We start from the raw sequence: 21,087 nt of genomic DNA, 5'->3' as shown, positions 1-21,087 counted from the left end.
TGAATCGGAAAAAGCGATTTATGAATAATGTAAACTCAATTTTGTGGAACAGCTTCCTTCGTTTCTACCTTTACTCCCTCAAATTTTTCATATTTTAATGTTCTTTCGAGTCTCTGGATACTTTGACGCGGCACGTACTCTCCATATCCAGCTTCACCAATAATTCCACCGTTATCTTCATCAAAAACAACGTTACCGCGGATAATTGTCTGTACTGGCTTTCCTTTTAATTTCAAACCATGTAAAGGATTATACTTCGCCATTGATTCTGTTTTTTGTTCATCAATGATATATTCCTTTTCAAGGTCGATGATCGTAAAGTCAGCGTCACTGCCAATTTCCATTGAACCCTTTTTCGGATAAATGCCATAATGAATGGCAGCGTTCCGGCTCGTAACCTCAACGAAACGAGATAGGGATAGACGGCCTTTATTTAGTCCTTCACTAACTAGGATAGGAACCATTGTTTCTACCCCTGGAATACCAGGGAAAGTATTCCAAATAGTCGCTCCTGGATAATCTTTTTCTGTTGCTATTTCATATGGAGCGTGGTCAGTTCCAACGAAATCGATTGTTCCATCGGCAAGTGCCTGCCAGTGAGAATCATTGTCTTCCTTGCCGCGCAATGGAGGGGCAATTTTTGCATATGAACCACGTTCTGACATTGAATCCTGTGCGTTCAGTACGAGGTAATGAGGGCAAGTTTCCGCAGTAACTTTTATCCCGCGTTTCTTAGCAGCCCTAACAAGCTCAACTCCCTCTTTTGTACTCATATGCACGACATGGACACGGGCATCTGTTGCCTCAGCAAAACTGAGAATTAATTCAATTGCAACCTTTTCTGCCAAACTGGAACGTGCCTCTGCCCAAGCAGGACCATCAAGTCGCCCTTCTTTCTCTAGCTTCTTAGAGTTAAATGTACAAATATCATAGTTTTCAGCATGTACACCAATTGGCAGTCCTGTTTTGGCAACATGCTTAAAGATTTCTAGCATTTCGGCATCCGAAACTCTTGGGAATGTTGGTACGGAAGGTGTCATATATACTTTAAAAGCAACGACTCCTTCATCTATTTGCGGATAAATATTATCAATCCATCCCTCACGTGCATCCTCTCCAGTCATGCCCCCCCAGAAGCAATAATCAATATAAGCCTGATCACGGATTGGACCAATTTTCTTTTGGAAGCTATCACCGTCACGAACAGAAGGCTTACTGCAGCAAGGCATATCGATGATGGTTGTTAATCCGCCAGCTGCTGCTGATCTGCTTCCTGTTGCAAATGTTTCTCGATGGGTAAAGCCTGGATCCATAAAATGAGTATGTGGATCAATACAGCCCGGAACAACTAGTTTTCCTTCAACATCAATAACCTTCGAAGCGTTTAAAAAGCTAATGTCATTGGAATAACCGACAATTTTTCCATCATTTACTAGTATATTCGTCAATACTTGACGATCTCCTTGTGGAATATTCGCATTTTTCAGAATTAAATCCATAATTTCTACCCCTTCTACTGTTTTTATTTCTGCTTTGTGCAGATTTATTAACTGGCATCCACTGAGTGATCAGCTTTTAACTAATTAATTTCCTCATTCTCAGTTATATTTAAATCCTTAAAATTAAAGACCAAATTTAGTAAAATGGCTGTCAAGCTTCCTAATACTATTCCATTTCAACGAGTAAACGGACACTTGTTGGAAGTTCGCTTGGGATGCATTTCGCCATTTTCCTAATAAATCACCTCCATAAAATAGAAAATTGTATATAAAAAACCGCAGTAATAGAATACATCTTTCCGTAAGATGATTATCTATTACTGCGGTTTCACATAACTTTCGTATAACAAAAGCTAAAGGAACCGCCTTCAATATGGATAGGAATAGTTGCGCCTGCGCAGCATTCCCATACAAAATTGATAGCAGATTATTCTTTAAAATAAATGATTGTACATGCCTCTTCCGTAACAGGATCATAATCTTTTAAAATGGTTTTCACTTTAAAAGGAAGCGTCTCTTCAATTTGACATTTAAATAACGATTTAAATTCAACAATTAATGCTGAATCAACCGAAATGGTCAAATGTTGAAAATTCTTGCTTAGCGTCTGTAAAGCCTCTACTCGTTTATGCTGGGCAAAAATAATTAATCTGTCATCAAAAATTTCAATTCTCTGTTTCTTTACACCAACACCATGAATTTCCTGGTTAACACGATTATAAAGATGAGCAATATCTTTTTTCAATGATTGATGGGTATGTATAGAAATAATAGACATAATTGCCTCCCGTTACTCACTATATTAAACAAAGCCAATTTTATTGTCAATAGTATTATCTGAAAATTTGCACTTGACAAAATATTAGAGTGACTATTACACTACAAATCAAATCATACTTTTTTTGGAAGTTTAAACATTTTTGGATAAAAATATCTTATATTACTATTTTCGTATAACCTCAAAAATTGGTTTGAGGGTTTCTACTAGGGACCGTAAATTCCTAACTACGAAAGGGTTACTTACGTGCGAAAGAATCACGTCAGCCTTTTTGTATGGGGATTTTTTTCGTTTTTTTAGGTTCCTCAGCCAGATTGCTTTCTAGCACCTACATCAACTCCCAACCTATATTTTCAAAACTAACTGTCTTTTTTTCTGCACATGAAGTTATCTTTCAAATACCCCTTGATTATTTTCAGAACAGCTGCACCTTCCAATAGCATAATTTTCTAATACATATATATTATATTAAAAAATTTATATAGAAATCACCATTTATCAGCTTAACCTATTAAGCTTATTCATCTGTAAAATAAGAAATTAATTTTAGGAGGGAATTTAATGAGAACAATAAACTTTACTGTTAATGGCTCACCCTGTGCTGTTTCATGCCCGCCGGCCAAAACCTTGCTGGACGTATTAAGAGAGGATCTAAAGCTGACGGCCAGTAAGGAATGCTGTGGCAAAGGGGAATGCGGATCATGCTCAGTACTATTAAATGGGGAAGTTGTCTGTTCCTGTTTAATTCTTGCAGGTCAAGTTGAAAATCAAGAAATAGTAACCTGTGAAGGTGTCGGATTAACATCAAATATGGATGTTATCCAAGAATCCTTTGTAGTAGAGGGTGCCACTCAATGCGGGTATTGCACGCCAGGCATAATTGTTTCAGCAAGAGCCTTTCTTAATGGAATCGATTATGTGCCAAGTACAGATCAAATTAAAACAGCACTTGGGGGGAATCTTTGCCGATGCACTGGTTATACAAAAATCATTAAGGCCATTCAAACTGCTGCTGAAAAGGAAAAGAAAATAATTGGAAATGTAACTACGTAATGCAGGTTTCAGCTATTTTGCTGTCTGCAGGATTATCAAGCCGTATGCGCCCGCTCCCACATAAAGGATTGCTTAAATGGAAGGGGAAAACGCTAATCGAACACCAGATCCAAATGCTGCTAAATTCGAATCTGTCAGAAATTATTGTTGTACTTGGACATGAGGCGAAAGAATTTTTTTCCATCACAAATCGTTATCCTGTAAAAACGGTATTTAACGAGAACTATCTTCAAGGAAAATGTTCTTCTATCATAAAAGGTCTTCAATCGATAGATTGCGCCTCTGACATGATATTAATTACAGCAGTTGATCAGCCAATTGATGCAACTGTAATTAATCAGCTTATTCAATCACTTCAAGATTCTAATAGCTTAATTGCCATACCCATAAATAATGGGAAAAGAGGCCACCCTATACTATTCTCAAAAAATATTATTCATGCTCTTCTTTCCATTCGGGAAGAGACGCAGGGACTGCGTAATATTATTCGCCAATATGAAAATGAAATTGTGGAGGCTGTCATTGACAATACCCTTGTCACCCAAAATATTAACACTCCAATGGACTACCGAAAGGCTTTAGAGATAACAATAACTTCGAAAGTAAAGGAAATCATTCAGAACATGTAAGGAGGTAACTTTATGCTAGTATCAGAAATTGACGTAATTTCTCCAGTTACATTAACGGAATGTCTTACGATTATTTCTAATAAAGACAAAGATTCTAGACTCATAGCTGGAGGAACGGATGCAGTTGTCCGAATGAAGGATGGAAAATGGCGTCCAGAAACATGGATTAATATTAATGGTTTAAGGGAATTGAGATACATCCATGAAAAGGAAGGAGAAATTCACATTGGACCGTTAACAACACATACAGATATCGTCCACTCCACCTTGCTCCAAGAAAAAGCAGATGTGCTTGTACAAGCGTCCAGAGAAGTTGGAGCGATTCAGATGCAAAACATCGGAACGATCGGTGGAAATATTGGTACCGCCTCCCCTGCCGGAGATACGATTCCAGCACTATTTGTGTTAAATGCGGTGTTGGAGCTTAGCGCTTTAAACAATAAACGGCTCGTTCCAATTGAAGAATTTTTTATCGGGCCAGGAAGAACCGTCCTGAAGGATAACGAAATGATTACAAAAATTATTATTCAGCCCCAGGATGAAAATGAAATCGGGATATTCCAAAAACTTGGACCGAGAAAAGCTCAATCTATCTCAATTGTAAATGTTGCTATTTCATTATTAATGGGAGAAGGCCGTCAAGTTTTAAGCGGCAAGATTGCCTTCGGTTCTGTTGCCCCAACAATTATTCGTGCAAAAAAATGTGAATCGATTATGACGCTTAATCCATTGACAGATGAATTAATACAAAACATTGCAAAAATAGCTTGGAAAGAGGTTATGCCGATTACAGATACAAGAGCAACAGCCCAGTATCGCCGGGATATGGCAAGCGCCCTTCTAGAACGTGGACTTTATCGACTCATAAGGAGGTGGGAGAATAAATGAAACAGATGAATGAACAGAACAATAGCAAGGATTTAAATTGGATTGGAAAAAGAGTAAAAAGAATTGATGGACCTGAGAAAGTAACAGGTGAATTGAAATACATGACTGATTACCAATTTGACAATATGGTTTGGGGAAAGGTTCTGCGCGCCAAATATCCTCATGCAAGAATAAAGTCTATTGAAATCGAAAAAGCTGAACAGCTTCCTGGTGTAGTTTGTGTATTAACACATAAGGATATCCCTGGCTTCAACGGCTTTGGAATCGTTATCCCAGACCAGCCTGTACTATGTTCTGATATTGTTCGCTGCACAGGTGATGCGGTAGCGTTAGTTGCAGCAGAAACTGAAGAGATTGCTGAACAAGCATTGGCTTTAATTGAAGTTGATTATGAACCGCTTGAGTTCGTTATAGATGCAGAAAAAGCGATGACCCCTTCATCAACTAAATTGCATCCGGATGGGAATATTCATAGTCATGTCATTATCAAAAATGGCGATACTGATAAAGCATTTAAGGAAGCAGATATTATTGTTGAGAATACTTTCTACTCCCCTCGACAAATGCACGCTTTTATCGAAACAGAAGGCGGATGGGGCGTGATGGATGAGGAAGGGTATATTACTATTCGCTGTCCAGGACAATATGCCCACCGTGATCGGGCGCAAATCGCACGCGCCCTTGCATACAACCCTGAAAGAATTCGGGTCATTTCCAGCCCGATAGGCGGTGCCTTTGGAGGCAAAGATGAAATTACTGTGCAAATATACCTAGGTCTTCTTGCTATGTATACAAATGGGCGTCCAGTAAAGATCCATTTAAGCCGGGAAGAATCAGTAATCGCTGGAATCAAGAGACATCCATTTAAAGTGCAAATGAAAACAGCTGCAAGAAAGGACGGTACTTTAATCGCCAATGAAGTAAGAGCAGTAGCTGACACGGGTGCTTATGCATCATTAGGCGGTGCTGTTATCGCTCTAGCCATTGAACACTCATGCGGTCCTTATAAAATTCCGAACGTAAACCTAGAAGGGTTCTGTGTATACACAAATAATGGCATTGCGGGTGCCTTTAGGGGCTTTGGCGTTAATCAGGTATGCATGGGAATTGAAACTCATATGGACATGATAGCCGAAAAGCTAGGCATGGATCCGATTGAAATTCGAAAGAAAAATGTCTATCACCAAGGCGAAATGTCCAGTTTAGGCCATATCGTCCAATCAAGCGTTGGCACGTATAAAACGCTTGAAGCGGCGGAAAATTGTGATCTCTGGAAAAACCGTGAAAAGTATAAAAATGAAGTAAGTGAACCATGGAAAAAACGAGGTGTTTCCCTAGCTACATCCTTTCACGGAATTGGCATGGGAATTGGACTGCCTGACTACGGTGCTGCTTCCATTGAACTACTTCCGGATGGGAAGTTTTTAGTGGCAGTTGGCTGCGAAGAGATTGGCGGAGGAAATAGCACTGCCTATGCACAAGTGGCGGCCGAACTATTAAATTGTGATATTCACCTAATTAAAGTCGTTCAAGGCGACACGCTTCAAACACTTGATAGCGGAACAGTAACCGCCTCCCGTTCCACTTATACAGGAGGTAGAGCAGTTGCAACAGCAGCACCGAAAATGGTAAGTCTCTTAGCCGAAACGGCAGCTGAGATACTTAACGTACCTCTAGAAAGTGTTGAAATTAAACAAAACTGCCTTGTATCCAATGGAGAAAGCTTAACTTATCAACAAATATACAATTACCTTCATGAACAGCATCGAAATACTAGAATTGAAGGACATTTTATTCTTCCAAAAGAAAAGACTGAAATTAAAGGATCTGGGGGAGCCCCTCACCATCTGTACGGGTACTTAACCCATGTTGTTATGGTTGAGGTAGATACATTGACCGGGGAAACAGATGTTCTACACGTAGTATCTATTCCTGATGCAGGAAAGGTCATTAACCCGCAAGGACTTGAAGGTCAAGCTGAGGGCGGTGCAGTAATGGGCATTGGCTATACGCTATATGAAGATATAGTGATTGAAAACGGTTATCACAAAACGAAAAATTTTACAGACTATATCATTCCGACCATTAGAGAAACACCTATTATTGAAACGATTCCAGTTGAAGATGCCCCTGAAAAATCAGGTCCATTTGGAGCGAAAGGAATTGGAGAGGTCGTCATGATTCCAATAATTGCTGCCATCATGTCAGCTATTTATGATGCTACTGGAGCAAGAATCTTCCATTTACCTGCTACACCGGAAAGAATTTTTAATGCATTAAAAGATCTGAAAAAACAAAAGGCTCATTCTACTAGGTGATCATAATGATAAATCAAAAGTTATACAATCGACTAACTGAATCATTAAAGAAGCGTCGGGATGTCTTTTTTATTACGATTACTGACCATACAAATTCTCATATGATAGGACAAAAAGCTTTACTTTGGCCAAGTGGGGATATCTATTCTGAAACTCCCCTCTCCCCTGCCCTTCAAAGTAAAATGCTGGAAAGCTGCGAAAGACTGATTCGAAGGAAAAGAACTGGTGTGATTTCCTTCTTTTTATTCGGAGATTACGTAGAATGCTTTGCTGAATACTATCCTATTCCGATTCACCTTATCGTAGCTGGTGCAGGTCATGTCTGTGAGCCTGTCGTAGAAATGGGCAAAATGCTTGAATTCTATGTCACTGTTATTGATGATCGCATTGACTTTGCCAATTGGGAGCGCTTCCCTAATGCGGATGAGGTTTGCTGCCAATCGTATTTTGACTATTTTCGGGAGGTGGAATTAACGGATCATACTTATATCCTTCTAATAACGAGAGGCCATAAATATGATGTATTAAGCTTACAAGAGTTATTAAAACGGAAAGATAGAGCTGCCTATATTGGAATGATTGGAAGCAGAAGGCGTATTTCCGGTGTATTCAACGAACTTATGCAGGACTTCCCAAATGAAAGCTTTGATCATTTATTTACCCCAGTAGGACTTGATATTGGTGCAGAGACACCTTCCGAAATTGCGGTAAGTATCATGGCTGAAATATTAAAAGTAAAAAATCAAACATCTGGCAGCTCCTTAAGCAGCAGCATTCGGGATTATGCGAAGATGGGTTTTCATGAGGGGGCAGTAAGATGAATTCATTACAGCTTTTACAAAGAACAATAGATTTACAGAAAGGGGGTGAGAAAGCAGCTCTTGCTACTGTTATCCGAACTAAGGGCTCAACACCAAGAAAAGCTGGAACTAAAATGATCATTTTCCCATGCGGAAAAATTGAAGGAACGATTGGAGGTGGCTGTGGAGAGGCGGAAGTCATCGAAAAAGCTTTTGAAGTGATTAATAGCAGCAGACCAACTAAATATGTTGTCGATCTTACGAAAGGTTTGTTGTATGAAGATGGTGGAATTTGCGGCGGCATTATGGATGTTTTTATCGAACCGATCTAATTTATCATCATGGCGAAAAATATGAACCGAGTTGCACTTTCTTAAAGCATTTTGGTTATTAAAAAAGTTAGGAGTGAGCTTTCATGTCCATGATTGAAAAGGGTTTAGGATCCAACCTCCCACCAACTAGAAATAACCTATTGGAAAAACTGTTCAAGCTGTCTGAAAGGAAAACAAATGTAAGAACTGAAATTTTGGCAGGAATTACTTCATTTTTAACGATGAGTTATATAATATTCGTCAACCCTGCCATACTAGCTGATGCTGGTATTCCGAAAGAAGCTGCACTTGCTGCAACCATTTATGCGAGTGTTTTCTGTACAATCCTAATGGCCCTTTGGGCAAATTACCCTGTTGCAGTCGCCCCAGGAATGGGACTAAATGCCTTTTTCGCCTATACTGTCGTTCTTGGTCAAGGACTAACATGGCAGACAGCACTTGGAGCCGTATTTATTTCAGGGGTTGTGTTTTTAATTTTGACTGTTACGGGTATCCGGCAAAAAATCGTTGATGGTGTGCCAGATGTATTAAAATCTGCAATAGCCGTAGGAATTGGTCTATTCATTGCCTTTATTGGCTTAAAAAATGCAGAGCTTGTTGTTGCAAATGAAGCAACCTTTGTCGCTTTAGGAGACGTAACAAGCCTTGGCCCAATGCTAGCATTATTAGGATTCATCATTGCAGCCATATTAATGGCTAAACGTGTAAAAGGCGCTCTTCTTATAAGTATTTTAGCTACTAGTGTTATTGCTATGATTGCTGGCTTCATTAGTTTTCCTAAATCCATTGGCGATATCGTTTCTTTAAACCTGCCAAGTATGTCTGAAACCTTCCTGGCAATGGACCTTATGGGTGCTATTGGATACGGTGTCCTCTCTGTAATTTTCTCTTTTACTATCGTAGAATTATTTGATAACTTAGCTACTTTAATTGGATTAACGAAGAAAGCTGGCCTTACTGATGAAAACGGTAAAATCGAAAATTTAGACCGCGCCCTTCAGGCTGATGCGATTGGGACAATGGCAAGTGCTGCTTTTGGAAGCACAGCATTAAATGCCTATGTAGAGAACGCAACCGGGATTTCGGAAGGCGGCAGAACTGGCTTAACCGCTTTAACAGCCGGTGTCCTCTTCTTTTTGGCTTTAATTTTTGCACCATTAATTGTGTTCATCCCTTCAGTTGCTACCGCTCCAATCTTAATCCTTGTCGGAGCATTAATGATTAGTGAAATTAGACATATTAGTTTTGATGATTTTACCGATGTAATTCCTGTGTTTTTAACTATTGTCTTAATGCCTCTCACATTTAGCATCGCAGAAGGCTTAGCATTTGGTTTCATTTCTTACACACTTTTAAAACTTTTAACGGGGAAAAGAAAGCAAATTCATTGGATAATGTATATCGTAAGTGCTGCATTTATTATAAACTTTATAATGAGTGGACACTAAAACGGTAAATAAGCGAAAGAGGGGTATCGATTGGAGCTAACTAAAGAATGGATGAAACGAAGAATCGATGTAGCAGCAGGAAGGAAACCAGCAGATTTAGTTATAAAGAACGGGAAAATTGTAAACGTTTTTACGCGAGAAATTATTGAGGATCATATCGCAATTGTTGATGGCTATATTGCAGGGATTGGAGAATTTGAAGGACATGAAACGATTGATGCTTCAGGAAAATACTTAGTTCCTGGGTTTATTGATGGGCATGTGCATATTGAATCTTCTATGGTAACTCCTGCAGAGTTTTGTAATGTAGTCCTGCCTCACGGGGTAACAACCATTATTGCTGATCCACATGAAATTGCCAATGTTTCTGGAACAGCTGGGATTGATTTTATGTTGCAGGCGTCTGAAGGTATTCCGCTTGATGTATTATTAATGCTGCCTTCCTGTGTCCCCGCTACCCCATTTGAAAATGCTGGCGCAACATTGAATGATGAAGATTTAGATCCTTATTACGAACACCCAAGGGTTATTGGGCTTGGCGAGGTTATGGATTACCCTTCTGTCTTCCAAAATAGCGACCAGATGCTTAACAAACTTGAGAATGCCAGTTTGAAAGGCAAGTGCATTGACGGCCATGCAGCCGGACTTGATGCAAATGGGATTAATGTTTACATGGCTGCCGGGATACGAACAGATCACGAATGTGTAACAGCTGAGGAAGCTCTGGAAAGACTTCGAAAAGGTATGTATGTCATGCTGCGTGAAGGTTCGGCTGCAAAAGATTTAGTTGAACTATTACAGGCAGTGAATGAAAATAATTCACGCCGCTGTCTATTCGTTACTGATGATAAGCATTTGGATGAATTAATTGAAGAAGGAAGTATTGATTTCAATATAAAGGTAGCAATCAGAGAAGGAATTGATCCAGTACTAGCCATTCAAATGGCAACCTTAAATGCAGCAGAATGCTTCGGGTTAAAGACAAAAGGCGCAATCGCCCCAGGATATGAAGCGGATATCCTAGTATTAAATAATTTAGAAAACATTGAGATTGAACAGGTTTTTAAAGGTGGGAAACTTGTTGCTAAGAACGGGAAAGTAACTGACCCAATCAAGTCAATGGCCGCTCCCCCTTCAGCTATTATTAACAGTATAAATATGAATTTGATAAAAAGTGAGGATCTAAAAATCAGTCTGGAGAAAGGCCGGCAGGCTAATATTATTGAAATATTGCCAAATATGATTGTAACAAAGCATATTATTGAGGAAGTTGTAATCGAAAATGGGCTTTTTCAAGCAAATATTGAAAAGGATCAATTAAAATTAGCTGTCCTAGAGCGTCATAATAACACAGGCAATATTGGTCTTGGAATCATCAAAGGCTTGGGAATTAATAATGGAGCAATTGCTTCTACTGTTGCGCATGATTCACATAATATTGTGGCTTCGGGCACTAACGATCATGATCTTGTCAAAGCAATTAACTTAACAAGAGAGATGGCTGGAGGTTTAGTCGTTGTTCAAAATGGGAATATTCTTGCTTCACTCCCATTGCCTATAGCAGGACTCATGTCAAATATGGACTTCCAGACAGTTAATGAGAGTATTCATGAATTAAATAAAGCCTTACTCACAATAGGCTGTTCCATGGCATTTAATCCGTTTGTTACTCTCTCCTTTCTGGCTCTCCCAGTGATTCCTGAATTAAAGCTTACAGATATTGGATTATTTGATGTTAAAACCTTTAAACATATAGAGGTGGAAGTGAGTTCAGCACATTAATTTTCAATCATAACAAACAAAGGTGGTTTACTATTAAAATAGCAAACCACCTTTGTTTATCGCAGATTAACGGGCTGTAAGACCCCCGCATCAAGAAGTAGAGTAAAATAAAAGTTTCTAAGTGTGGGATCAACAGCCCGTAAAGGCCCGATTGGTTCAACTAACAATCAGTGGGGGATGAAAGAAAGCCCCACTGATTGAAGTTTCACTTTATTTTTTCGTCAATTGTTCATTGCCGAGTGATAAAGCTGCCCAGGCAGATTCGTCAGCAAAATACCTTGACCAGCTGGCAACCCCTGCTAAATTATATTTTTTTGCCAAATCAGCGCGTTTCTTTAAGGATAGCTCATCCTCTAGCCAAATTTTATAAGTCGTTTGTTCTTTTTCAGAATAAAGTTCAGCATAGTTTTGACCGCTCGCTTCATCATAAACTGGAGTTAGTTCATTCGCTTTCAGCCATTGCTTTACTTTCGCCATTGATAGAGCTTTAGAAGAAACCTCTCCACTGTCCTTCTGTTCCCATAGCCTCGCATATAACGGAACTCCAAGAATTAGCCTGTCGTTTGGGACAACCTCAAGCAGCCTTTTTAGATTTTCTTCTACCCACGGCAAACTCGCTACACTTCCCGCTTTTGGTGAAGTGCCCCAATGCTCGTCATACGCCATGACTACCATATAATCAACAAGATTAGCTAGCTTATCTCTTTCATAAAAAGCAGACCAATTCCCGCTAGTCGAAATAAAAGTAATATCCATGGAGACGACAAGACCTGCTTCATGAAAATATGGAACAGCTTCACGTACGAATTGAGTGATAAGCGGACCATCTTCAAGATTCACATTTTCAATATCCAAATTAATACCGTTCAATTGATAAATTTGGCTAAAATGGAGAAGCTGGCGGATCATTTTCTGCCTAGTTTCAAAATTCTTGAACGCCTCATGTGTTAAGACTGGATCAAACGCATTGGAAAATAACCCCCATACTTGATAGCCTTGATTTTGTGCCCAATTGACAAATTCAAGAGAGCCGAGGTTTTTTATTCCTCCATCCCGATCACCTAATTCAAACCATGTAGGGGAAATGACATTGACCCCTGGCATCATAGGCATCTGTGATGTGTCTGGATTCTTCGTATAAACGGCTTCCCAAGTAAGCTGGATGGGCCCCTCAATTTTAGGGACTACAACTTCTTCATGAGTTCGATTAATGGTAACCTTCTCCGTTTCCCCAGCGGTTAGATAATCTTTTTTAATATATCCAGCCACACCATTTTCTTTCCTAGCAAAATAGTAATCTTCCTTTTCACCTTCAATAAAGAGCTTCTCTCCATTTTCTACTTGCCCTGTATAAGGAGTCTTCAAACTAGCATCTACTCGTAAACGAAGCTTTTCTTCATTCACTTCTTTATTAATAACCTTCGCATGAAGGATTTCCTGATCATTTTCCTTTATCCATATGGCATTTGTTCCTGGCATAATAGTATACTGGAATGGATAATACGTGAGTAATGGATCAATTGCCAAATACATGTCATTATCCTTATTTTTAAATACAGAAAAGTGTAATTGAACAGGCTCTTCATTTACATAATAGGTTAGCGATTCGGAAGGCATTTGAACCACTTTATTTTTGGTTGTAATAATGACGGAGTTTGATTTTTCATCAAAAGTGATGGCATCATCAAAATTCTCTTGTATGAAAGAGATTGGCAAATATACGCTATTTCCTTCAATTATGGCATTTCCGGATTGCACGCCTTCATATAAAATGGGGTTTTCTCCCTGAAAATATGATTCAGTTTCTTTCGAAGCAAACGGATATAAAAGAAAAATAATACTTGAAATGATTAAAAAACATGAAAATAGAAGCCCAGCTGCTATCCATTTCATTGATAGAGGCTTCTTTTTATGAAATTCTACACGAGCCATTCTCTTTCCCCCTTAGGTCAATCGTAACGAAAATTTCTGCTGATGGGAAGGTATTTTAGTGGAAAAAGTCTTCCTTTATTCACCAAGATCCCCTCTTTCAGCTTCAAATACAGTTATTTACCTTAATTGACATGGCGGACTTATTAAAAAACATGGTACAATTACACGGAGATATTATTGAAGGAGAATTTTCATGGTAATAAACGGAATCATAATTGTTTTAGCTTATTTACTAGGGTCCATTCCATCAGGATTAATTATCGGTAAGATTTTTTACGGAGTCGATATTCGCCAGCATGGAAGCGGAAATTTAGGTGGGACAAACACTTTCAGAACTTTAGGATTTAAAGCAGGGATGGCTGTTACAATTGCAGATATCTTAAAAGGTACACTTGCTGTTTTACTTCCCTTATTCCTCGGTGGTGAAATACATCAGCTATTCGCTGGAATTTTTGCGGTTATTGGCCATATGTACCCTATTTTTGCTGGCTTTAAAGGTGGAAAAGCTGTAGCAACATCAGGCGGTATTTTATTAGGTTATGCCCCTCCAATGTTTATCATTATGGTATTGGTTTTCTTTATTTGCCTTTACATAACAAAGTATGTTTCGCTTGCTTCCATGCTTGCGGCACTCGTAGCTGTCATTTATTCCGTAATCATATGGGATCCACCTCTGATTATTGTCGTATCGCTGCTTGCTTTGTTTGTCATTTATCGTCACCGTGCCAATATTAAACGGATCATAAACAAATCGGAACCGAAAATAAAATGGCTCTAACAGATAATGAAACAGCAGAAATCTACTTCTGCTGTTTTTTTTCATGAATCGGGCTCCATTTACAAAATTTCAAGATATAATTCAAAATAATACATATCCCGCTTTTTTCCGTCATAGATTAGATGGAAAACAAATTTAGAGGTGATAAATCTTGGTTTCTGTCCAATCCAATTTTAATAATTTACAAGAAAACAGTGTGCTTTCAAATATAGAAAGTCATGATTTTTCAATGGAATCCGATAATCTATCCAATGTAAGCAAGCTAGCGGCAGCATTCGCTCATGAAATTAGAAATCCTTTAACAACGATAAAGGGATATATTCAGCTTATTAAACCTTATTTAATCGAAAGGGGCAAAGAGCATTATGCCGATATTGCCTTAAATGAGATCAATCGGGCTAATGATCTTATCATCGACCTTCTCAATTTTGAGAAATCTCAAACTTCCCAAAAGCGGGAGGTTTCTTTAAATCAACTTATAAGCAATATCGCCTCTCTTTTCGAAGGTGAAGGGTTGATAAACAAAATCAAAATTGATGTTCAACCATCTCAAGAAAACCCCAGTATTCTTGGTAATGAAAAGCAATTGAAACAAGTGTTAATAAATATATTAAAAAACGCAATCGAATCATTGTATAATGGCGCAAAAGATCGTAAACAAATCACTCTCGCCTTAAAAAAAGAGGCATCCCATGCTTATATCATCATTGAAGACAATGGCTGTGGAATGACAGCTGAAACAATCGAACATATATTTACACCATTTTATACGACAAAGGAAACAGGCACAGGCATCGGGCTCCCAATATGCAAGAAAATTATTGAAGCTCATAACGGAAGCTTTCATATTAACAGTTCAGCTGGAAAAGGAACCATTATGACATTAACATTACCCCTCTATATTCAAAAAAGCGGAGCCTAATGGCTGCCGCTTTTTCACACTTTTAATAATTGAAATCTGCCTGTCCCAAAGACATCCTTCACATAATCCAACTTTGTACGTTCGAAATAGACTAAATCCTTTGGATGAATTAACAAATTAATTCCTTCTACTGCAAACTCTTTATCCTCACTTAATGGCTGCTCCTCCAGAGACAGCTTTAATTGTGGGCCGCCTCAGCCGATTCCCATTGATAAACGGATATACAACTTCTCCGTTTCATCCTTCTGTTCTTTCTTAATAGCACTCTCCATAATATTTACTGCACTTGCTGTCAATTTTATCATATTATCACCTCAACCTTATTATATCCTAATCTGATTCTTTCTTACGAGGATTCAAAGTCGGGTTAAAACCTTGTCGAAATATTCCTATTTTTGTATTATAGTAGATTTAAATATGGCAGTAAGGAGATTAAAATGAAAAAGAAATTATCGATTACTCTCTCTATTTTTTTTTGTTTGGCCTTAATTATTTTATCAACAAGTCTCATAATTAAAATGTACAGTGAAAAGCAAGAAACAACGACAGTCAGTCTTCCCGTACAAATCCATCCAGCCAAACAAGTATCTGTCACCCCGAAATATTATGTTGAAACAATCACTCTCGGGGCGATCGGGGATATTCTTATTCATGATTGGGTATATCAAGATGCTAAGACCGCATCAGGTTACGATTTCAACCCAATGTTTCAGCATATTAACCCTATTCTTCAAAAACCAGATATCCTTCTCGCCAACCAGGAAACCATATTAGGAGGAGAGGAATTCGGTATTTCTAGCTATCCCCTATTTAATAGTCCTCAAGAAGTAGGTGATGCACTAATTCAGGCAGGTGTCGATATCGTTTCTACTGCTAACAATCACTCTCTTGATAAAGGTGAAAAAGGGCTTGTTGCTTCCATGAACTATATGGATAAAATCGGACTTCCACATGTAGGTACATATCGAAGCCCAGAGGAACAGCAAACACTTGTTATTCTTACTAAAAAGGGCATTAAAGTTGCTTTCCTTTCCTACACATACGGGACGAATGGAATCCCTATCCCAAAAGGTAAGGATTACCTTGTAAATTTAATTGATCGGGAAAAAATGAAAGAAGAAATTCACCGGGCAAAAAATGAAGCTGATGTAGTAGTGATGAGTCTTCATTGGGGAAATGAATACCAGCGTTTTCCAACAGCAGAACAAAAAGAATTAGGACAGTATTTAATTAAAGAAGGAATTGATATTCTTTTTGGTCATCATCCGCATGTTTTACAGCCGATTGAATGGATAAAAGCCGCTGACGGACGAGACGCTCTCATTGTTTATTCGCTAGGTAATTTTCTATCTGGACAAAACTGGGATTACAAAGATATTGGCGGAATAGCCACGATAAATGTTACAAAAAGTATTAATGAAAGCGGCGTTTCTATTAAACTCGATCAGCCTGCTTTTTTCCCAACCTATGTCTCAAAACAAAAACTAAGAAACTATCGTATCGTTCCCCTTGAAGAGGCGGGAAACTACGGGCTGAAAAATGCAGCTGAAAAATATTTAGAAATCCAGCAACACATGATTGGTGGTCTTTAGAGAACTGTTGGAAAAATGTAATACAACTTTCAAATTTATACATTAGGTCTTCCTCCCTATCCGATATAATACAGTTAGTAAGGAGTTTAGGGGGGATTTCATGTCACTAAAGACAAAGCTCATTATCGGTGTATTATCTACTATGATTCTTATCATTGCCGCTTGTTCTGGTTTTACCTTTATTTCTGTTAATCTTTTCTCTGAAAATGGGCGAGAATTAACAAATGGGCTTTCAAATGACGCTCAAAGGGATGTAAGTGGTTTTGCTGAGCATTACGCAGGTACTTTGACCTATCATGAAACGAAAAATGTTAAAGCATCTATTAATGGAATCATTTCAAGTGCAAAAAGTGATTTAGCGACAGTAGCAAGCTTTAATGAAGTTTATTCAGATAATCCTGAAGAACTGGTCCTGTTATTTGAAAAAATAGCAAAGGAGAATAAACTTATTTCTAATATGTACTTAGGAACTGAAGATAAGGAATTTATCATTTATCCTAACGATTATAACCTCCCTGATGATTATGATCCGACAGTTAGGCCATGGTATGCACCTATCAAGGAAAGCGGAGAACAGGAGTACCTTATTACCGATGCTTATCTTGATGCAGGCACAGATATTTATATGGTAACAGTCAGCTTGCCTCTTTACATAAATAACCAATTGTATGGTGTCCTTGGCGCAGATATATCTCTGGAAAAATTAACTGCATCCATAGCTGATACAAAGGTTGGAGAAACAGGATATGTGATTTTAACCGATAAAGAAGGAGCACTCTTAGCCTATAAAGATCATGATCTTGTTGCAAAAAATCAAAATATCTCTTCTCTGCCGATATATAAAGAAAAAAGTGATGGCAACGTTTATTTAGATATTGATCAAGTAACGTATGTTAGTGAAAAAGATGATGAAACTGGCTGGCAAATATTTTCAGTTTTGTCCCAAGAAGAAATAAAATCTTTTTCCGAACAGATTTCGCAAAACATGAGTAATCGAATCGCAGCTGCTGATAAGGAACTACAAGGCATCTTTTCAAAGCTGTTATCTATTCAAATTATTATCGTGCTGATCCTTCTCGTTATTTCTATTTTGATCAGTCTCTTTTTCGCTAAGTATTTTATCGGACCAATAATTAAGCTTTCCGACTTTTTAAAGTCTGTTGCAAATGGTGATTTATCCAAGAAAATGGATATTAATACAAAGGATGAGATTGGGCTTCTATTTCACTCTGTCAATCATATGATTGATAGCTTAAGGACAATGGCCAATAAAATGAATCAGCTCATACTGGAAGTAGAAAATGATTCTAAGATTCTAAACGACCAGGCGAATGTTTCAACACATGTGACCAATACAGTTAGTTCTGCAATGGATGAAGTAGCGACTGGATCTGAGCGGCTTGCAGCAGATATGGTGAATATTTCTACACATGTAGAAAACAATGATCTTGCTGTCCGTTCGATGTCTGAGCGAATCAGTAAAATTGTAGATCACGCAAGAGAGACGAAGTCGATTACATCAGTTGGACAAGCAGCAATGGAAAATATGAACAATAAAATGAATATGATTGTCAGCCAGTCTATTGAATCTGCGACAATAATGAAAAAGCTTGATAGTAAACTGCAAACGATTAATGATATTACGTCACTCATCCATGATTTATCTGAACAAACAAACCTCCTCTCCTTGAATGCTTCAATCGAAGCGGCTCGTGCTGGAGAACAAGGAAGAGGTTTTGCGGTAGTCGCACAAGAAGTAAAAAAACTGGCAGAACAAAGCCGCCAATCTGTAGGAGAAATATCAAGTCTTATTTCAGAAATACAGATGGATTCATCAAAGGCTTTAGAAAATATCGATCTTGGCAGAGAGTCAGCTGTTGAAGGCGCAGTAATGACAGATGATACGGCGAAAAGCTATTCTAAAATGTTTGGCTTTATCGAAAGTCTAGCTCATGATATTGATGAAATCGCCAGTTCCAGCGAAACACTTACAGAAAGCAGCCATTCGATATCTTCTTCAGTAGATAGCGTTGTATCCATCTCTCAGCAAACATCAGCAGGAGTTGAGGAGGTCACAAGTATTACAGAAGAACAGAAACAATCTGTTCATGAAGTTAAGAAAATCTCTGAAAATTTACGTGAGCTGACAGATGAATTAAGAAAGTCTATTGAGCATTTTAAAGTAGAATAGCAGAAAACATTGGAGAATAAAATTTGAATTGAGCCTGGTGTTTCCATGGCTCATTCTTTTGTATCAATCTATTTCTTTAACAAAGAAAATGCTAAAATATAGTGAAGGCTTTTGGAGAGGGGGACTACATTGGTATTAAAGGATAAACATTCACTAACCATTAATTACGTACAGCTATTTTTGTTTGTCGTCATCATCTACCTTACCCAGCATAAACTATTTATCTTATCCTTTGCTCTTTTGTTAGCGATGATTATTTATATGACGATTGCCGGAATTCATAATCGCGTTTTTCTCTGGGTTATGGCCGCATATACTTTTGGATACATATTTTTATTATATGGCGATCGACTGATTGAAGAATTTACGTTGGGCAGAAGTTCAATTATTATCATAAATCGTACCCTCCTATTATTCCCGCTCCTTTTTATGGTCTATGTTATTAGGAAGTTTAAAAAGAATTGTTTCCTTTATGGCTTAAGGCCGAATTGGATGGCAAGCATTACATTTCCTTTTATATGGAGCGGATTTCACACTGTAACTGTAAGAACTTTTTTAATAATTGCGATAGGTATCAATCTTGCCTCATTTATTCCCTTCATATCTTTTGCTAAAATTAATTTTGGTGACCCAAACTTCTTCCTGTTTATTATCCTTTTTTCGGTTTTAAATGGTACACTGGAAGAAATCCTTTGGAGGGGAATCGTCTTAACAAGACTAGTAGATTTAGCCGGTGAAAAAGCTGCGGTTATCTTTTCGGGATTAGGCTTTGGCTTATCACATCTTGCCTTTGGCTATTCATGGTGGCTATGTTTGCTCTATGCATTGGGCGGTATCTTCTATGCTGGAATAACCATTCGTTCAGGAAGCATCCTGCCAGCCATCATCTGGCATATGGTATTCAATATTTTAATGATTTTAAGCGGGATTATTACGTATATAGGGTGATGAACGGCCAATGATAGTATGAAGGAGGATGTCATGATGAAAATACATATTAGCGATGAAGCTGCTGCTTGGTATGAAGATGAAATGTTTTTAAGCAAAGGAGATTATGTTCGTTTCTTTGCACGATATGGTGGATGCAGTACTGTTCAGCAAGGGTTCTCATTAGGTATTTCAAAGGAGGAACCTGTGAATGCAGGTGCTGAAACTGCTAAGAATGGAATCACTTATTTTATTGAAGAAAAAGATATTTGGTATTTTGATAATCATGATTTGTATGTTGAATTTAATGCTAAAGCAAAAGAGCCAGATTATAAGTATCTATAAAAAACCTTTTCATTCACCTAATTTCATGGGAGAATGAAAAGGTTTTTTCTTAATAGGCTTTTTGTTGTTTTATTTCAATGAAGAAAATAATGGGTTATCTCACCTTTAGTTTCCGAATTTGCTCTAATAAGCCTTCTTTTTCAAGAATTTCAGCCTGCTTCTCGCCTAAAAGATCATAATGAGAATAGCCATCCTTCCTTTGATGTATCCATTGGGCTCTCAATCCATACTTCTTTCCCCATTCAGCCAGCTTATCCAAATCATTACATCCAACCTTGGTGACAGTTGTACAGTCTGGAAAGCGATCATCGAGCCAATAGTGGGTTAAAAAAGCGATGTCTCCTCGATTGATTTTCCGCTTCCATTCTTTTAGCTCTTCTTTTTTTATGCCAAATGCCAAAGATGCCTCTCTCCTTAATATTGATAATTATACTAAAATTTCACACATTTACAGAATGCTTTTTTGCTTTTTCGTAGGCTTCATGCCATATTGGGTAATGTTTCTTAACAGATATTGGACGGAATGATTCCTTTTTGACACAGACATGCTTGGACATGCCTGTAACTGCAATTTCTCCTTCTTCTGTATATATTTCGTAGCCGTAGCTGACACGCAAGCCATCGTATTCCTCAATCCATGTTTTGATTATTGCGTTTTCACCATAATGAAGAGGCTTTTTGTAGGATGCTTGAATATCTAAGACAGGCGAAATAATCCCATCCTTCTCCATCTCTGCATAATTAAAGCCTAAATCCTTAATGAGCTGAGTTCGTCCTAATTCCATCCAAATTAAATAGTTAGCATGGTAAACAACACCCATTTGGTCTGTCTCCGCGTATCTAACTTCAATTTCCTTTGTTGAAACTAACATC

19 protein-coding genes and 1 riboswitch are annotated in these 21,087 nt (G+C 38.1%); of the genes, 14 read left to right on the top strand and 5 right to left on the bottom strand.

What is annotated here, in order from left to right; all coding sequences use genetic code 11:
* Nucleotides 1–35: 35 nt before the first annotated feature.
* Together RRV45_RS10565 and RRV45_RS10560 are read right to left on the bottom strand one after the other, a co-directional pair.
* Nucleotides 36–1,499 carry a dihydroorotase gene (locus RRV45_RS10565; RefSeq protein WP_315668782.1) on the bottom strand — a complete coding sequence of 488 codons (1,464 nt, stop codon included), beginning with the start codon at nucleotides 1,497–1,499 and terminating at the stop codon, nucleotides 36–38.
* A gap of 427 nt (nucleotides 1,500–1,926) precedes the next feature.
* Nucleotides 1,927–2,277, bottom strand: coding sequence for a Na-translocating system protein MpsC family protein (locus RRV45_RS10560; protein WP_315668781.1), 351 nt, complete (start codon nucleotides 2,275–2,277; stop codon nucleotides 1,927–1,929).
* Between the two features lie 151 nt (nucleotides 2,278–2,428).
* Nucleotides 2,429–2,527, top strand: a riboswitch (purine riboswitch).
* A 311-nt stretch (nucleotides 2,528–2,838) separates the two neighbouring features.
* Here RRV45_RS10560 and RRV45_RS10555 point away from each other — a divergent pair.
* From RRV45_RS10555 to ade, 8 genes are all read left to right on the top strand, one after another.
* A complete protein-coding gene (locus tag RRV45_RS10555; RefSeq protein WP_315668780.1) occupies nucleotides 2,839–3,330 on the top strand; it encodes a (2Fe-2S)-binding protein in 492 nt (163 codons plus the stop codon).
* On the top strand, nucleotides 3,330–3,959 hold the full coding sequence (locus tag RRV45_RS10550; RefSeq protein ID WP_315668779.1) for a nucleotidyltransferase family protein: 630 nt from the start codon (nucleotides 3,330–3,332) through the stop codon (nucleotides 3,957–3,959). The genes RRV45_RS10555 and RRV45_RS10550 overlap by 1 nt, the downstream gene beginning before the upstream one ends.
* Nucleotides 3,960–3,971: 12 nt before the next feature.
* Complete coding sequence (locus RRV45_RS10545) at nucleotides 3,972–4,847, top strand: FAD binding domain-containing protein (RefSeq protein ID WP_315668777.1); 876 nt, start codon at nucleotides 3,972–3,974, stop codon at nucleotides 4,845–4,847.
* Nucleotides 4,844–7,165 carry a xanthine dehydrogenase family protein molybdopterin-binding subunit gene (locus RRV45_RS10540; protein WP_315668776.1) on the top strand — a complete coding sequence of 774 codons (2,322 nt, stop codon included), beginning with the start codon at nucleotides 4,844–4,846 and terminating at the stop codon, nucleotides 7,163–7,165. Before RRV45_RS10545 ends, RRV45_RS10540 begins: the two co-directional genes overlap by 4 nt.
* 5 nt (nucleotides 7,166–7,170) lie before the next feature.
* On the top strand, nucleotides 7,171–7,986 hold the full coding sequence (locus RRV45_RS10535; protein WP_315668775.1) for an XdhC family protein: 816 nt from the start codon (nucleotides 7,171–7,173) through the stop codon (nucleotides 7,984–7,986).
* The gene (locus tag RRV45_RS10530; RefSeq protein WP_315668774.1) at nucleotides 7,983–8,297 is read left to right on the top strand and encodes an XdhC family protein; all 315 of its coding nucleotides are present in this window, start codon (nucleotides 7,983–7,985) and stop codon (nucleotides 8,295–8,297) included. Before RRV45_RS10535 ends, RRV45_RS10530 begins: the two co-directional genes overlap by 4 nt.
* 83 nt (nucleotides 8,298–8,380) lie before the next feature.
* On the top strand, nucleotides 8,381–9,745 hold the full coding sequence (locus tag RRV45_RS10525; protein ID WP_315668773.1) for an NCS2 family permease: 1,365 nt from the start codon (nucleotides 8,381–8,383) through the stop codon (nucleotides 9,743–9,745).
* A gap of 30 nt (nucleotides 9,746–9,775) precedes the next feature.
* On the top strand, nucleotides 9,776–11,527 hold the full coding sequence (gene ade, locus RRV45_RS10520; protein ID WP_315668772.1) for an adenine deaminase: 1,752 nt from the start codon (nucleotides 9,776–9,778) through the stop codon (nucleotides 11,525–11,527).
* Nucleotides 11,528–11,737: 210 nt separating this feature from the next.
* Here ade and RRV45_RS10515 read toward each other — a convergent pair whose 3' ends face one another.
* On the bottom strand, nucleotides 11,738–13,459 hold the full coding sequence (locus tag RRV45_RS10515) for a glycosyl hydrolase family 18 protein (RefSeq protein ID WP_315668771.1): 1,722 nt from the start codon (nucleotides 13,457–13,459) through the stop codon (nucleotides 11,738–11,740).
* 193 nt (nucleotides 13,460–13,652) lie between these two features.
* Between RRV45_RS10515 and plsY the strand changes: the two genes are divergently transcribed.
* The 6 genes from plsY to RRV45_RS10485 all read left to right on the top strand — a co-directional run bounded on the left by plsY (nucleotide 13,653) and on the right by RRV45_RS10485 (nucleotide 20,214).
* Entirely contained in the window at nucleotides 13,653–14,237 is a 585-nt protein-coding gene (gene plsY / locus RRV45_RS10510; RefSeq protein WP_315668770.1) for a glycerol-3-phosphate 1-O-acyltransferase PlsY, read from the top strand.
* Between the two features lie 151 nt (nucleotides 14,238–14,388).
* Nucleotides 14,389–15,159 (top strand): two-component system sensor histidine kinase NtrB, encoded by a 771-nt coding sequence (locus RRV45_RS10505; protein ID WP_315668769.1) that lies wholly within the window; start codon nucleotides 14,389–14,391, stop codon nucleotides 15,157–15,159.
* 437 nt (nucleotides 15,160–15,596) lie between these two features.
* Complete coding sequence (locus RRV45_RS10500; protein WP_315668768.1) at nucleotides 15,597–16,751, top strand: CapA family protein; 1,155 nt, start codon at nucleotides 15,597–15,599, stop codon at nucleotides 16,749–16,751.
* Nucleotides 16,752–16,851: 100 nt separating this feature from the next.
* A complete protein-coding gene (locus RRV45_RS10495; RefSeq protein WP_315668767.1) occupies nucleotides 16,852–18,942 on the top strand; it encodes a methyl-accepting chemotaxis protein in 2,091 nt (696 codons plus the stop codon).
* Nucleotides 18,943–19,071: 129 nt separating this feature from the next.
* The gene (locus RRV45_RS10490) at nucleotides 19,072–19,890 is read left to right on the top strand and encodes a CPBP family intramembrane glutamic endopeptidase (RefSeq protein WP_315668766.1); all 819 of its coding nucleotides are present in this window, start codon (nucleotides 19,072–19,074) and stop codon (nucleotides 19,888–19,890) included.
* A 36-nt stretch (nucleotides 19,891–19,926) separates the two neighbouring features.
* The gene (locus RRV45_RS10485; RefSeq protein ID WP_315669000.1) at nucleotides 19,927–20,214 is read left to right on the top strand and encodes a HesB/YadR/YfhF family protein; all 288 of its coding nucleotides are present in this window, start codon (nucleotides 19,927–19,929) and stop codon (nucleotides 20,212–20,214) included.
* A 94-nt stretch (nucleotides 20,215–20,308) separates the two neighbouring features.
* Here RRV45_RS10485 and RRV45_RS10480 read toward each other — a convergent pair whose 3' ends face one another.
* Together RRV45_RS10480 and RRV45_RS10475 are read right to left on the bottom strand one after the other, a co-directional pair.
* Nucleotides 20,309–20,614: a hypothetical protein gene (locus tag RRV45_RS10480; protein ID WP_315668765.1), complete on the bottom strand. Its 306-nt coding sequence runs from the start codon at nucleotides 20,612–20,614 to the stop codon at nucleotides 20,309–20,311.
* A 40-nt stretch (nucleotides 20,615–20,654) separates the two neighbouring features.
* Nucleotides 20,655–21,086, bottom strand: a complete 432-nt coding sequence (locus RRV45_RS10475; protein ID WP_315668764.1) for an acyl-CoA thioesterase — start codon at nucleotides 21,084–21,086, stop codon at nucleotides 20,655–20,657.
* Nucleotide 21,087: the final 1 nt, after the last annotated feature.

This window comes from Bacillus sp. DTU_2020_1000418_1_SI_GHA_SEK_038, assembly GCF_032341175.1.
Taxonomy (GTDB): Bacteria; Bacillota; Bacilli; order Bacillales; family Cytobacillaceae; genus Cytobacillus.
This window is presented reverse-complemented; position numbering and strand designations above follow the sequence as displayed.